The following is a 16,200-nucleotide window of genomic DNA, read 5'->3' as shown; positions in this document are numbered from 1 at the left end:
GTTACTACAACATATTACTATTAGTTAAATCATACATTTCCATTATATAATAAATACAGTGTTTACATACACATTACTTAATATTTTTACACTACCCATACTACTGATGCGTCACACCATTTAATGTTATGTATCTATTTATACACATGAAACACCACTATTTATTTTATATCACTCCTACTAATTAATTATTTTACAATAGTTGCACTATAGAAAATTAGGTTTTATAGTATATTTAGCGAGGTAGTATACATGACTATTATAGCATAAAAACAAAACTTTTTTCGGTTCTCTTCGTATGAGTGAAAAATTAATATATTATTTTAGTAAAACAAAATGTGACGGAAGTTTAACATTGAGTCATATCCTAGGTGGTAAAGGTGCAAATCTAGCAGAAATGTGCAATATTGGTGTAGATGTACCACCTGGATTTACACTCTCAACAACCATATGTAACTATTATTATCAAAACAATAAGCTACCTGCTGAAACATTTAGTTTAGTAGAAAATGCAATTGAATTCTTGCATGACGAGGTAAGTTTAAAATTTGGCGACCATGATAATCCACTTCTACTTTCAGTAAGATCAGGTAGTGTGAGTTCTATGCCAGGGATGTTAGATACAATACTAAATGTAGGATTAAATGACAAGACAGTAATAGGATTAGCAAAAAAAAGTGGGGAATTTTTTGCTTATGATAGTTATCGCAGACTCATACAAATGTATGCACACACAGTGTTACAAATAGAAAGTAATTTATTTGAAGAAGTAATACATAAAAAAAAAAGAGAGGCTAATATTTCAGTAAGTGATCAGATATCAGATCCTGATATATTAAAAGAAATAATAATTGAATTTAAAAAGATAGTTAATATACATACTAATCAAGAGTTCCCTCAAAACGTTCATGAACAGTTATATAATTCAATAGATGCAGTTTTTAAATCATGGATGAACAAACGAGCAGTTGCATACAGAAAAATACACAATATATCAGACAATCTAGGAACAGCAGTTAATATACAATCCATGGTATTTGGCAATATGAGTCAGAACTCTGCTACAGGTGTTGTATTTACCCGTAATCCATCAACTGGAGAAAAAGAAATTTTTGGAGAATTTTTAGTAAATGCACAAGGAGAAGATGTAGTATCTGGAACTCATAGTCCGTTACCATTAGATAAAATGAAGGCATTAATACCACAATCTTACAGTGATTTAGAAAAGGTATGTAGAAAACTAGAACTACATTACCATGATATGCAAGACATAGAATTTACAATAGAAAATGGTAAGCTATGGATTTTACAAGCCAGACCAGGGAAACGTAGCATTCAAGCTGCTGTAAAAATAGCAGTAGATATGGTAGAAGAAAAATTAATCTCAAAAGAAGAAGCTATATTAAGAATTGAACATAAATCATTCAGTAAACTATTTCACCCAATACTTGAGAACAATACAAACATTAACATTATCGCACGAGGATTACCAGCATCTCCAGGTGCAGCAACTGGATATGTAGCATTCACACCTAACGATGCAGAACTATTTAGAAAAGATGGAAAGAATGCTATATTAATACGCCAAGAAACCAATCCAGAAGATATAAATGGAATGAATAGCTCTGCAGGTATCGTCACTTTAAGAGGTGGTATGACTTCCCATGCAGCAGTAGTAGCCAGAGGAATGGGTAAACCTTGCATTTGTAGTGCAAATGGGATCTTTATAGACAAAAGCGAACAATTTTTCTATACAAATACAGGTCTAAAAGTATATAAAGGCGATAGCATTACAATAAACGGTTGTAATGGAGAAGTTATTCTAGGAACTATAAAAACAGTTACCCCTAAATTAAGCAAGAGTTTCTATAAGTTAATGGAATGGGTAGACGAAATAAGAACACTAAAAGTAATGGCTAATGCTGATACTCCAGAAGATGTAGATATAGCCATGGCTTTCCAAGCTGATGGAATAGGATTATGTCGTACAGAACATATGTTTTTCTCTGACAAAAGAATAAGTATAGTACAAGAAATGATTGTGTCTGACACCAAAGAAGAAAGAATAGCAGCACTAGAAAAACTCGAAGTCATGCAAAAAGAAGATTTCAAAAAAATCTTTAAATCTACGCTCAATAAGCAAGTTACTATCAGACTACTTGATCCTCCATTACATGAATTTCTTCCAGATAATGACAATGCAATAAATGAAGTTTCAGCAAGAACTGGTAAATCCTTAGAAAAGCTAAGAAACAAGGTACTTTATTTATCTGAAAAGAACCCAATGCTAGGACATCGCGGATGCAGGCTTGCTATATCATATCCTGAAGTATATGAAATGCAAGTAAAGGCAATCTTCCTTGCAGTAAAGGAGTTACAGGAAGAAACAAATATAACAGGCATAGTACCTGAAATCATGATACCTTTAGTTATGGCTGAAAAAGAGATCATCATTATTAAAGAATTAATTAATAATATAGCACAGCAATTTGACAATCCTAAGTATTCGATAGGAACAATGATAGAACTACCAAAGGCAGCTCTAATTGCAGATAAACTTGCTAAACATGTTCAATTTTTTAGCTTTGGAACAAACGATCTTACTCAAACCACTTTAGGAATATCTAGGGATGACTCTGCAAGTTTTATTGAAATATATAAAGATTTAGAAATAGTAAAACAAGACCCTTTTGAAACTTTAGATATTGAAGGAGTAGGTAAATTAATATCAACTGCAGTATATTTAGGTAGAAAATCTTCTCCAAGTATTAAAATTGGTATATGCGGAGAGCATGGTGGAAATTTCGACTCTATACAGTTTTTTGCAAAATTGAATTTAAATTATATTTCTTGCTCCCCATACAGAATTCCAATAGCAAGATTAATAGCTGCTCAATCTACTATAACGCAACTCAGTGTCTCCATAACTACCAATTAAGAAAGATACTTATTTCTATTTTAATCTAGCATTTTTTTATAATTCAAAGAAATACAATAACCAGTAATAGTAAAACTACTATTGATTATAGAATCAAAGATTAAGCATGTATTCAATGTTGTATAACTATACACACAATTTAAAATACTAAAATGTATAAAAATTCGTAGAATATTTCATTTTCATTAAAATAACAATTTCATAACAAAAAATATTAAAGAACAATAAATACTTCTCACACTACTGAAGAAATTCTAAAATAGTATTACACACTTCTTTCAATCAGTCTACCAAGGTTAATTCATGTTCTACCCAACACAAAACTAAGATAGTTCTTCCTACATATTCTTATATGGAAAAAAAAGATCATTTTTTGATTTCAATATTATTACTACACTCAATACAACATCTTATATATGACACTGTAAATACAAAGATGCATTATTATTTTTTAACTTTTATTTTACTATAGTTACTTTAATTTCATTACAAACAAAATTTATTTCTCAATCTAAATATTTGAGAAAATTATTTACTATTGTAATGTTATCATATATTTATTACTCAAGGCAGACAAGAATGTCGATATTTGTTGCAGATAAAATTATCCCCCCATATATTCCAGCAGTAGGAACAGATACAGGATATATTACAGAAGGCATTGCAATCCCCAAAAACTCAAAAGACATTTTAAGAAGTAAAATTACTCCAGGCACAAAACCTTTAGTAATATTTATTGGAGGAGCGTCAGATGATAGAACAAAATTTGTATTACGTTTATATGCTAAATACTATACACAGAACTACAATCACCAAGATATAGCATACGCAACTTGGGGATCATCAGCAATAATTCCCGTAATAGAAGCCTGGTATGAAGCACAACAAAAAATCTGTCTTGTAGGACATAGCTGGGGAGGAGATACTGGATACAGAACAATAAATACACTTAAAACAACCTCAATAGATTTACTATGTACTATTGACCCCGTATCACGTGCAGGAATTGGTGGAAAATTACCAAAACCTCAAAATTTAAAAAAGTGGTACAATGTCGCAGTAGATTATAAAAAAGTCAAATCTTCCATTAACAACATAATTGCACAATTAGGAGGTCCATGGTCTTACTGTATGTATGCAGATAAAAACTTCATAGTAGATACAGTAAAGATTAATGGACATTTAGTTTCAGCAGATCATGTAATGACACAAGAATTGTTTTATACATATTTTAATAAATATGTAGAAAATTTTGCCACGTAAAAAATAATACAGGTAACCCCTTAATAATAAATGCAGATTTGTATAACAACGTTAAGAATAAACATTATATATACAAACTTCTAAGGATTATAAAAGTTATTAAATTTAATGATAAATTCCTACTTTTAACTAATCTTCATACACATAAATGATTCACTATACACAAATCACTTTTCTGCAAATGAAAAGAAAACACTATATAAGATACTTTACTTAAAAAAGCTTTATTGTTATTTATAATAGTCCAAGTTAAGTATGGTATGATAGCATTTATGCACTTTCTTAAGAATTCCATATTAGGTTTTTCTTTAGTATATATAGTTTTCTTCCCATTTATATCTGCTGTTTTGATATTAATGTTAAAGAAAATAAAATATTCACAAGAACTTATAAGTATAGCTTCCTCATGTACTTTATTCTACTTAGTGTTTGAAGCATGCAAGTTTTATATAAAATCCATAAACAATAATCCAGTATTATATATCAAATTATACGAATTCATCCATCCTCAAATACAAATCGCATTCAAAACTGAACCTTTAAGCATAATATTTAGCTTATTACCTTCATTTCTATGGGTAATCACTACTATTTATAGTATTAGCTATATGAAACACAATAATCAAAATAATAATAAACAGCCTATATTTTATGCATGTTTTGCAATGAGTATTGGATGTACAATGGGTATAGCGTTCTCAGCGAATTTGTTAACATTATTTATATTTTACGAATTACTCACCATAAGTACATACCCTCTAGTTACATATTACACCAATACTCAGTCACAAATCTCTGGCAGATATTATATAGGAACATTATTAGGAACATCAATGCTACTATTTTTGCCAGCAATCTTAATAATATATAATGTAAGTGGTACGTTAGATTTTACTCCAAATGGTATATTACCAGAAAACATCTCTAACAGCTTACTTATGGGTCTATTATTATTATTGATTTATGGAATTGGAAAAGCCGCGTTAATGCCCATACATTTTTGGTTGCCACAGGCTATGGTGGCTCCTACTCCAGTTAGTGCACTACTACACGCCGTAGCAGTTGTAAAATCCGGAGTGTTTACTATAATAAAAATCTTATTATATATCATAGGATTAGAAAAATTAAATATACTTATTCAAGAACATAGCAATATACTCATGTATGTCTCAGGAACTACAATTATACTTGCATCTTTAATAGCAATCAAACAAATCAACTTAAAAAAATTGCTTGCATATTCAACAATATCACAACTTGCATATATAGTAATGACAGCATCATTATATACAAAACACGCAATTCAAATTGCTATATTTCAAATGATATCTCATGCTTTTGCAAAAATTACATTATTTTTTGCTGCAGGAGCGATATACACAAAAACAGGAAAAAAGTACTTACATGAACTTCATGGAATAGGTATGTCTATGCCTATTACTATGATCGCATTCTCCATTGGCGCTGCTGCAATGATAGGTATACCTCCTGCCCCTACATTTTGGGGAAAATCCTTTATCATGTCAGAAGCACTACATCAAAATAGTATAATAGTAACATCAGTATTAACATTAAGTACTATATTAAATACAATATATTTTCTTCCTATTATATACAATGCATTTTTTAAACCTTGCAGATTTAAATACACAGAAGCTCCTATGCTAATGCTCATGGTTATGATCACAACTACAGCATGTACACTATTTATATTCTTTTCTCCATATACAATTTTCACAATATTCTTCCTTGAATAAAACTATATACATGTAATTTCTAAGTACAATATCTTATACCTGTTACCTATTTTATAAAGTCATACCTACTTCAAATCAGTGATCAAACTTATCTTAGTACAATCTTCCTATGTAAATAATATGTTAAGCTTATAATACAACAGAACTAGAGGTATCCCATATTTTCAGTATATATTGCTTACAAATTAATGACCACCTATACTAATTAAGCAAACAATGTTATTTATTGACTATAGTTAATGATTATATTACCTTAGAGAGGTATGGTATATTACTTATGATCTAGGAATGCAATAGCTATGGACGGATTCCATTTAAATAAAATATTCACAGCCGTTTTATTCGCATCATTTATAGTACTATTTATTAGCAATGTGGTAGATTTACTATATGATCCCAATCCACATACTGAACAAGCAAAAGGTTATCAAATCAATGTAGAGGAACATACCCCCCTTACAGAAGTTGGAAGTACCGAAGAACAAATTGATATTGAAGCTCTTATAACACAAGCTAATGTTACAAAAGGCAAAGAAATCACAAAAAAGTGCATATCTTGTCATACTTTTGAAAAAGGCGGAACAAATAGAGTCGGACCAAATTTATGGCACATTGTAGGTAATAAAAAAGCACATTTGGGAGATAGCTTTAACTATTCAAAAGCAATGCTCAGTAAAGGTGGAACATGGGAATATCAAGATTTATTTCAATTTTTAACAAAACCTCAAGCTTACATTAAGGGTACACGTATGGCATTCGCTGGAATTTCAAAACCTCAAGATGTAGCAGATTTAATAGCATACTTGCAATCTTTAGAATAACATCAGGTAAAAATATGTTTAATTATTCTAAGTTAGCATTGTCTTATGCACAAGGATTACACATTGCATATAGACAATTACCAGGAAACACAGCCTCTATTGTGTTTTTCGGTGGCTTTAACTCTAACATGCAAGGTACTAAAGCAACTGCTTTATATGATTACTGTAAATCACACAACCTAGGACTAATTTTATTTGATTATTTAGGGCACGGAGAATCAGATGGTCAATTTACTGACTATAACATCAGTGATTGGTACAAAAACTGCACAGAGGTAATAAACCAATTAAATCCTACTAATAAACCACAAGTTATTATAGGATCTAGCATGGGAGCATGGCTCATGTTACTAGTAGCAATATTCTGTCAAAATAAAGTATTGCACCTAATTAGTCTGGCTGGAGCACCAGATTTTACTGAATCTTTGATATTTCAAAAATTAAATATGAAGCAAAAAGATGAACTACATAAACATGGTAAAATTATTCTATGTCAAAATAATAATACATACTCTTATGTGATAACTCGTAACCTAATTGAAGATGGACGCAAGCATTTACTCTTAAATCAAGAATCCATCAATATTAACTATCCTATAACACTTATTCATGGAATGAATGATGATACAGTACCATATCAGACTTCCATTGCTTTAGCAGAGAAAATAAAATCAAACAATGTCAATTTACATTTAATAAAATCAGCCAGCCATAGCTTATCAGATGATGCTTCATTGAAGATTATCTTCAAATACATCAAGGAAGCAGTAGATCAAAGTTTACAGTAAAATAACAATAACTTTTCTCCATATGTAAATAAGAGAATTAGTGATGGCTAATGATGCTATGTTTTCAATAGTAAAATATATACTAATAATGTGGTAAACATTTTTTACATTAACGAGTAATTGTAGTAATAATGTTTCTTTTATCCAAACAGTACAAACACAGATATTAATTTAGCAGAAATAAAAATCATAAATGCGTTATAAAATAGTAAGATACCACTCTCTCTATAGAGGTATAGGAATATTAGTATAGACTTAAAAAATAACACACAAATGCACTGTTTTCTCTCAATAATTTATTGAAATACCTTACAAGGTATTTAAACAGAGCAAGTAAGGCCTAGTCATAGCTTTTAACATTACTACAAGCCATTTTCCGTACACAACAATATACAAATCAGATGAAAGAATATATATAACTTCTTGATATAAACTTTCAATATGCACATTACATGATAATAAGATGGATTCTTATACAGCTTAGCATAAGACAGTAAAAGTCATTATATAAATAGAGTAAAACAAAAAGAGTGGGCGATAACAGACTCGAACTGCTGACCCTCTCGGTGTAAACGAGACGCTCTACCAACTGAGCTAACCGCCCCTTGTTATCTAGTTATAAACTATAAATGCATTAACTGCAATTAAAGAATTACAAATCTAAATATTTTTCAACAAAATTTTCAATACCAATTTGATTACATGCTGCCATTACAGTATTAACCATTAAAAATGCTATAGTCATAGGCCCTACACCACCAGGAACCGGAGTAATAGCTGAAGCTATACTTCTAGCTCCAGAAAAATCAACATCCCCTACAAACTTTTTAACCCCATTTTCCTCTATAGAATTAATACCAACATCTATAACAATTGCTCCAGGCTTAATCCAAGCAGACTTAACAAAATGAGGTATACCAACTGCGGCTACAAGAACATCAGCTTTAGAACAATAATCAGGTAAATTACGAGTAGCTGAGTGAACTGTAGTAACAGTACAATTTTCTCCCAACAACAAACAAGCCATAGGTTTACCTACTATATTTGACCTCCCTATAACTACAGCATCACTTCCAGATAAATTACGAGTTACAGTTTTAATTAAATAAAGACACCCCCTAGGAGTACAAGGCATTAGACAACCCTTCTGTCCAGTAAATAGCTTCCCTACATTTTCATTATGAAATCCATCAACATCCTTCCTTGGGTCAATAGTATTAATTATTAAATTCTTATCAATATGTTTTGGTACAGGAAGCTGTACTAAAATCCCATGAACACTATCATCATTATTCAACTCACGTATTTTATCAATCAAACTGCTTTCGGATGTCGTGCTCGGTAATAACACAGTTTCAGATTTGAGTCCCAACATTTCCGCCTTTCGCTGCTTGTTACGCACATATAAATGACTTGCAGGATCATCCCCAACAAGTATAACTATCAAACATGGTGTTAGATTATGCTGTAACTTTAAATCACTAATACATGTAGCAAGTGTACTAGTAATATCCTCAGCAATCGCTTTTCCATTTATAACATCTTCCATCAGAGTCCAAAAACTGTTATCACCAGCTTACAGACTAGTACACTTTACAAAAAACTTCAACAAACATTAATAACAAATTTCGTATAACCACAGATAGATACTCTACATAATCTGATAATCATCCTTGTGATATTTTTGTCAATTCTATGTAGTTTTTATCTTTATAAAATGTCTTTTATATACTACTACCACTTACTTCTTATCACACAAACGTTCTTAATTTTACTACAATAAATACAATCAAATTTCTAAATTAAGTTCTCTTTTCCCTCAAGAAAGTTATTATAAAATGAATTCTTAAAAACTATGTATGTCCCAATAAAATGTAGTAACACAGAAAACTTTTTCATTTCCTACTGCCTTACATAAAATCAATTATAATCATAAGTTCATAATTTTGACAGATCATAAACACATATTTCCCCCTATCTTATACAATTATCAACAAATTGTTTCAGAGATATCTTTCGTTGCGTTCTTAATTTTTCTGACGTAAAAATGCATTTAATTTGATGAACACTTTCTCCAATATCATGATTAACAATAACGTAATCATAACGATAGCAATGACTGATTTCAAATGCAGCCTCTCCTAATCTTTTATTTATTATATCACTTTCCCCACTACGATTATATAGACGTCTTTTCAATTCTTCCATAGATGGAGGTAATATGAAAACACTAACTACATGTTCTCGCATAATGTCAATTAATTTAAATGCTCCTTGCCAATCAATACTGAACAACACACTAACACCATTAGTAATATTATCGATGACAAACTTACGAGGTATACCATAATAATTTCCAAAAACTTTTGCATACTCTAACATCTGATCTGTATTACACAAATTAATGAATTCAGATTCAGTTACAAAAAAATAATCTTTACCATTAACTTCACCACCTCTAGGTTCACGGGTAGTAACAGAAATCGATCTAACAAGATCATTTTGCAATTCATCAATTAATAAATGAGATATTGTAGTTTTACCACCTCCAGAAGGAGAAGATATAACTAACATTATTCCTCTACTTTTTAAATTATAATTCACCTTACATTCCCTAAAACAACACAATAATCATTATCTAAGGTTTGAGTACAAGCTTTTAATTTAGCACAAAATCCCATTATCAAATGTTTAAATAATGTCACTTTTCATACATTATGCAGCAATAACTTAATAAAAAAGAATATCATACTCAATACTTGAAATGCATTCTATAAAATCTGATCACCAAGTTTTTTTACACATACAAAATAATATATTACCGACAAATGCTACAATGTTGGATATAAAAACAAAATATGCATTTAATATACCATAAATTCCTTATAACAAATATTAAAACTTACTTGCTAACATTTATATAACTAAAAAACTATACGAAAATATTAATAATTTAATTGTAAAAATATATTCTAATAAACTACTCTCACCATATTAGATTGCCTAATATTGTAATTTATGATACGTTAAATAATCATGTAATTACTTATATGCTATGAGTAAGTTCATCCGTTATACAAGGTCACTTTTACCATATACAATACTCTTGTTTTTTATTTTTTTGCTATGTAGTTTATACATGGTATTTATCTTATCTCCAGCAGATTATAAGCAAGGAGAATTCGTTCGTATTATGTATCTACATGTACCATCCGCATGGATATCACTTGGATCATACACATTAATGGCAATCTTTAGCTTTATAGCACTAGTGTGGCGAAATGTAATTCTAGCAATTATATCACATGCCATTGCCCCTCTTGGTTTAACATTTACATCTATATGTTTAATTACTGGCAGTATATGGGGTAAATGTACTTGGGGAACGTGGTGGGTATGGGATGCACGTTTAACATCAATGTTAGTATTACTTTTTCTTTATTTAGGATACATATCCCTATGGAACTTTTTCGACAATGAAGATAGATCCATGAAAGCTGCTTCAATATTTGCTATATTCAGTGCAATTAATATTCCAATAATCAAGTTTTCTGTCAACATATGGACAACATTACATCAACCTGCAAGCGTATTACGCAAAAGTGGAATTGCTATTGATATTTCAATGCTAATACCTCTTTTTGCAATGTTTTCTACACTTGGTCTACTATTCTGTATATTGTTAATACTTAGGTTACATACACTAATTAACCTACGCAAAATCAATTCTAGACTTATCTTATTAAATAATATTCTCTGAGGAAAGTGTTGATAGGTAGTCTTACAGGCATTATAGAAGAAGTACACAACAACCATATTATATTAAATGTGGGTAATGTTGGGTACATAATTCAACTCTCATATAAAGTTTTACAAACTTGTAAAATCGGAAACAATATTAAACTTTATATAGAAACTTACGTCAATAGAGACAATCTAACTCAATTATATGGATTTTTAGATAAACAAGAACAAGACTACATGAAAATGTTAGTTACAATAAATGGAATTAATTATAAAACAGCAATGTCAATATTAAGTAAATTATCGCCAGAACAAATCTTTTCTGCAGTAATAAACAACAATAAAAACGCATTTAGAGGAAATGGTATAGGAGAAAAACTTGCAGGACGTATTGTAACTGAACTTCAATACAAAATTAGCAAAGTACAAATAGAAAAAACTTTTACAATACAAGAAGACGACTCTTTAGCTGCTCTTATAAGTTTAGGTTATGACAAATTAAAAGCGTTTAATGTAGTACAAGAAATAAAATCTAATTTTCCTAATGACACCATACAAGAAGTTATACGAAAAGCATTACAAAAACTTTCCCAATAGATTGTAAGTCACAAAATTACGCAAAACATGTAAATTTTCTTGTACATACTCAGGTTATAAAAAATGTTAGAATATATTAAACCATGCAGATTTTCACCTTAAACTCTAACTAATAATTTATATAGTAGTAAATACTGTAATTATATTAGGATCAAATATTAAGTAATTCTCACATAATATCCCTAATATTCACGAACTCATTATCTTAAGGTATATACCCATAACAGTATTCTTTCATTCAATAATAAGGTAGAACACCATACAATTATCTATCATTTAGTTATTAATATCTTATTTCAGGTGAAATAATAGTTACATTAACTTCACAAATTTTGATATTTCGTCTATATACAAAAAGTATAAAGATACTTAAAATTATTTACAAAAACTACACCCTATATATAAGATATATTAAAATAGTCATAGATCATGTATACAGCTGCACTTTTTTGCATACTGATTCCCTTATCTTGCAATATGAAAAACATAATAGTCATTATTCTTTTAATTATAAAGAAAGTACAAATTTATCTATAATAGAGTATCATGCTATTATACTTCAGAAGAAAACATAATAAAGAACATTTTATGAAAAATATATTGCAAAGCACTGAATGCTTAGAAGATCAACAAAATGTCTCAATGAGACCTAATTTATTAGACGATTTTATAGGACAAAGTAGCATAGTTAATAATCTCAAAATTTTCATAAATGCAGCTTACACACGTAAAGAATCAATGGATCACGTACTATTATATGGTCCACCAGGACTTGGGAAAACAACATTAGCACACATAATAGCAAAAGAACTAAAAGTAAACTTTCGATCAACAGCTGGACCACTACTAAGTAAAGCGGGAGATTTAGCTGCAATACTCACTAACCTTCAGGCAAAAGATATACTATTTATAGATGAAATACATCGCTTAAATCGCAACATAGAAGAAATATTATATTCTGCAATGGAAGATTTTTGTCTAGATATAATAGTGGGAGAAGGATGTGGAGCACGTACCTTAAGAGTAGACCTACCTCCATTTACACTAGTTGGAGCAACAACACGAATTGGTTTATTGTCAAATCCACTACGTGATCGTTTCGGTATACCAATACATTTAGAATTCTATTCAACTGAAGAACTTATAAAAGTAATACAACGTGCTGCAAAAGTTATTAAGATAAATATTTCTGAAAGTGGAGCACAAGAAATTTCTCTTAGATCTCGTGGGACACCTAGAATTGCACTTAGATTACTACGTAGGATACGGGATTTTATAGAAGTAACAGAGCATAACAAAGTTATTACAGATACATTTGCTGATAAAGCACTACTACGTTTAGGCATTGATAAGCTAGGATTAGATAGACAAGATATTCAATATTTAAAATTCATATATGACTCTAATAACCCAATTGGAATAGACACTATATCTTCTGGATTATCAGAAGATACAGGAAATATAGAGGAAACTATAGAACCATATCTTATAAAAATAAATTTTATACAACGCACACCACGTGGTAGAGTAATTACAGAAAAAGCAATATCTCATCTTAGGGAACAAGCGTATATTTAAGAGTAAATAAATCATTTATTATACAAACTAATAAAAACTATAGAAAATCTTTATTAGATGTAAAAAAATTAAATACCTAATGTTAACCTTCTATTTCTAAAAAAACATTGATTATAGACTGATAAATTCAGATTTATTATCTTTATCACTAATTCTTAAAAGAACATATATAACAATACAAATGATAGAACAAATTATTGGAAACAGTATCACTGGAATTAGAGTGCCATCATAAAAACACCCTAAAATATAAATACCAAGTGCACCAAAAATTGTTTGTAAGAACAGAATAAACGCAGAACCTATACCCGACTCTCTAATTTCAGAAAAAGCAGCAGTCATATTATTTCCAAGAATAAAAGCAATACCCATACCAGATGGAATCCACATAATTTCTGCTAACAAAGGAGTAATTTCAAGCATCTGATAGAGTATAAAGACGCTCATATCTGATAAAGTAGTTAAAATCAATCCTAAAAGTAACATATTATTTATTCCAAATCTCTCAACAAATCTTTGATTTAAAATTGCACCAATAACATAAGCAGCCACATTAATAGCAACAAAATAACCATAATAACTAACAGGTACTCCCATATCTTTTACAAAAATAAATGGCAAATTAGCTATACATGACCAAATCCACATAATAGTCAAACTTTGAATTAAAGCAAAACCACAAAACCTAATATTTAAAATAAGTTCTTTATACTTTCGCATAATTGACAAGAAAGAGATATTACTATCAATTCTTTCAAGAATAATAGTTTCTTTCAAGAACACAAATAAACATCCTAAAACTAGTATTGCCATTATGGATATTGTTATAAACAACACATTCCAATGATAACCATGTGCTATAATAGCACTACCTAAAATCGGACCCAGTACTGGAGAAAATGCTACTGCCATATTTACTATGGAAATATTTTTAGCACACTCACTTCCAGAATATATATCCTTGATAATAGCATATCCAACAACTCCAGCTACACCTGCACCAAAACCCTGAACAAAACGCATAATGATTAATACAATAATATTGTTAGCAAAACAACATGCTACGCTTGCCAACATAAATATTCCCACACCTAACAACATAATAGGTCTACGTCCATAATAATCAGATAATGGACCATAAAACAATCCTGAAATAGAGATTCCAGCTAAGTTCAAGCTAATTGTCAATTGTGCAATAGTGTGATCTACGGCAAAAAAATCACTAATCTTCGGTAAGCTAGGTAGATATAGATCTGAAGATATATCAGACAGAATAATAACCGCAATAATAAGAATTAAAATATTTCTCTTTAAAATTTTCATACACTAAAACAAAATCCTTAATTAATAAACATATTACTAATATAACATTCCATATAAAATTATTGTAGATAATTAATAATACTAGCTTCTTAAAACTGATATTTAAAAAATCAATTTTACTTTACTATGACTTTCTAGAAAATTTTTGAATCTATAACAATACAAATATATAAAAAATTTGATAAGTGTAAAGACATTAACCATAGTATTTATCTTATAAAATCCCAATCGCAAGCTTATAGATCCAAAGTCTAAAGTACTTAAATTATTATTAAGTACCATTATGTTAACACAATAACGCAGGTAATTAAATATCTAAAAAATTTATTCAGGCTTTAAAATAGCCATTAGCTCCCTCCATTCCCTTTTTCCAATACTAGTATCTTCTCGAACAATCTTTTCTCCAGCAATTAATTTTCTAACAACATCCAATGCACTCTTTGAAAAATTCTGGGACTCTAAACAATACTCAACAAAAGCTGTATAAGTTAATGGAACCCATTTTTTTACAATATCCAACATAGTTTTTGCATATAGTCTAATTTCATATTGAGCATTCGCCTCAGACCTTAACTTCAAGAAGTGCAATAAATTATGTAAATCTATTTTCCAATACCACTCAGTATAATAATTTAAAGTAAGATTAACACGTGCTATTTCCCTAGAAACACTTTTCTCTAAAAACTTATTATAAGTTTCATATACCATATTAGAATCATGCACTAAAAGATCAGAAACATATTTAGCATCTTCATCAGATAAATTACTTCCTCTACCCTGAGCATTATCTTCAGATTGTTTTGCTATTTGATCATATTCTGGAATGTAGAATTCATGATCTAACACAGAATACCTTGCAGAATATTCATTCACATTTGCAGTACGGTGACGTACCCATTGCCTTGCAACAAATATAGGTAACTTAATATGAAATTTTATTTCACACATTTCAAATGGAGTAGTGTGTGAATGGCGCATCAAATAACTAATCAATGCAGCATCTTGACTTACACTCTTAGTACCCCTGCCATAAGATATTCTAGCAGCTTGTACTACAGATTCATCAGATCCCATATAATCAACTAGCCTGACAAACCCTTTATTTAAAACTTTATACTCCTTATAAAGAATTTTTTCTAACTCAGGAACAACTATACGTCTTGTAACTGCTGATTCCATAATTCCCCTACACCTTAATTATCCACACTTAATACTAACAATTGCCCATATTAGATCAAGCTTTTAAAACTACAATCAGCTATTTATGTATGATAAAAGCATATCACAAAATTTCAAACTATTTCACGCTATAACAACAGATTAAAAGTTTGTTTTCTTTACTATAAATTAGATCTAATAACAACACTAAAAATCATCTGAATTTTGTAAAA

General features: G+C 29.8%; 12 protein-coding genes and 1 tRNA gene. 8 read left to right on the top strand and 5 right to left on the bottom strand.

All coding sequences use genetic code 11. The features are described 5' to 3' along the window. Nucleotides 1–298: 298 nt before the first annotated feature. From ppdK to PVA18_RS01250, 5 genes are all read left to right on the top strand, one after another. Entirely contained in the window at nucleotides 299–2,938 is a 2,640-nt protein-coding gene (gene ppdK, locus PVA18_RS01270; RefSeq protein ID WP_045804829.1) for a pyruvate, phosphate dikinase, read from the top strand. 579 nt (nucleotides 2,939–3,517) lie between these two features. Beyond that, nucleotides 3,518–4,201 (top strand): hypothetical protein, encoded by a 684-nt coding sequence (locus PVA18_RS01265; RefSeq protein ID WP_045804830.1) that lies wholly within the window; start codon nucleotides 3,518–3,520, stop codon nucleotides 4,199–4,201. A gap of 272 nt (nucleotides 4,202–4,473) precedes the next feature. Further along, a complete protein-coding gene (locus tag PVA18_RS01260; RefSeq protein ID WP_045804831.1) occupies nucleotides 4,474–5,958 on the top strand; it encodes a proton-conducting transporter transmembrane domain-containing protein in 1,485 nt (494 codons plus the stop codon). A 299-nt stretch (nucleotides 5,959–6,257) separates the two neighbouring features. After that, on the top strand, nucleotides 6,258–6,779 hold the full coding sequence (locus PVA18_RS01255; RefSeq protein WP_045804832.1) for a c-type cytochrome: 522 nt from the start codon (nucleotides 6,258–6,260) through the stop codon (nucleotides 6,777–6,779). Nucleotides 6,780–6,793: 14 nt separating this feature from the next. Then, nucleotides 6,794–7,567, top strand: coding sequence for an alpha/beta hydrolase (locus PVA18_RS01250; protein ID WP_045804833.1), 774 nt, complete (start codon nucleotides 6,794–6,796; stop codon nucleotides 7,565–7,567). Nucleotides 7,568–8,098: 531 nt separating this feature from the next. On the opposite strand, the gene PVA18_RS01245 is transcribed toward PVA18_RS01250, so the two are convergent. The 3 genes from PVA18_RS01245 to gmk all read right to left on the bottom strand — a co-directional run bounded on the left by PVA18_RS01245 (nucleotide 8,099) and on the right by gmk (nucleotide 10,171). Beyond that, nucleotides 8,099–8,171, bottom strand: a tRNA-Val gene (locus PVA18_RS01245). A gap of 48 nt (nucleotides 8,172–8,219) precedes the next feature. Further along, a complete protein-coding gene (gene folD, locus PVA18_RS01240) occupies nucleotides 8,220–9,116 on the bottom strand; it encodes a bifunctional methylenetetrahydrofolate dehydrogenase/methenyltetrahydrofolate cyclohydrolase FolD (RefSeq protein ID WP_045804834.1) in 897 nt (298 codons plus the stop codon). A gap of 425 nt (nucleotides 9,117–9,541) precedes the next feature. After that, nucleotides 9,542–10,171: a guanylate kinase gene (gmk, locus tag PVA18_RS01235; protein WP_045804835.1), complete on the bottom strand. Its 630-nt coding sequence runs from the start codon at nucleotides 10,169–10,171 to the stop codon at nucleotides 9,542–9,544. A gap of 451 nt (nucleotides 10,172–10,622) precedes the next feature. Here gmk and ccmC point away from each other — a divergent pair, with 451 nt between their 5' ends. From ccmC to ruvB, 3 genes are all read left to right on the top strand, one after another. Further along, nucleotides 10,623–11,327, top strand: a complete 705-nt coding sequence (gene ccmC / locus PVA18_RS01230) for a heme ABC transporter permease CcmC (RefSeq protein ID WP_045804836.1) — start codon at nucleotides 10,623–10,625, stop codon at nucleotides 11,325–11,327. Between the two features lie 8 nt (nucleotides 11,328–11,335). Next, the gene (ruvA, locus tag PVA18_RS01225; protein ID WP_045805024.1) at nucleotides 11,336–11,908 is read left to right on the top strand and encodes a Holliday junction branch migration protein RuvA; all 573 of its coding nucleotides are present in this window, start codon (nucleotides 11,336–11,338) and stop codon (nucleotides 11,906–11,908) included. A gap of 588 nt (nucleotides 11,909–12,496) precedes the next feature. Further along, the gene (ruvB, locus tag PVA18_RS01220; RefSeq protein ID WP_045805025.1) at nucleotides 12,497–13,486 is read left to right on the top strand and encodes a Holliday junction branch migration DNA helicase RuvB; all 990 of its coding nucleotides are present in this window, start codon (nucleotides 12,497–12,499) and stop codon (nucleotides 13,484–13,486) included. 111 nt (nucleotides 13,487–13,597) lie between these two features. Here ruvB and PVA18_RS01215 read toward each other — a convergent pair whose 3' ends face one another. Together PVA18_RS01215 and thyX are read right to left on the bottom strand one after the other, a co-directional pair. After that, complete coding sequence (locus PVA18_RS01215; protein ID WP_045804837.1) at nucleotides 13,598–14,809, bottom strand: multidrug effflux MFS transporter; 1,212 nt, start codon at nucleotides 14,807–14,809, stop codon at nucleotides 13,598–13,600. Between the two features lie 324 nt (nucleotides 14,810–15,133). Beyond that, a complete protein-coding gene (thyX, locus tag PVA18_RS01210; protein ID WP_045804838.1) occupies nucleotides 15,134–15,988 on the bottom strand; it encodes an FAD-dependent thymidylate synthase in 855 nt (284 codons plus the stop codon). Between the last annotated feature and the right edge of the window lie 212 nt (nucleotides 15,989–16,200).

Source organism: Ehrlichia muris subsp. eauclairensis (genome assembly GCF_051097115.1).
In the GTDB taxonomy this organism is placed as follows: Bacteria; Pseudomonadota; Alphaproteobacteria; order Rickettsiales; family Anaplasmataceae; genus Ehrlichia; species Ehrlichia muris.
Note: the sequence above shows the minus strand (reverse complement) of the source record. Positions and strands in the feature narration are given on the sequence as shown.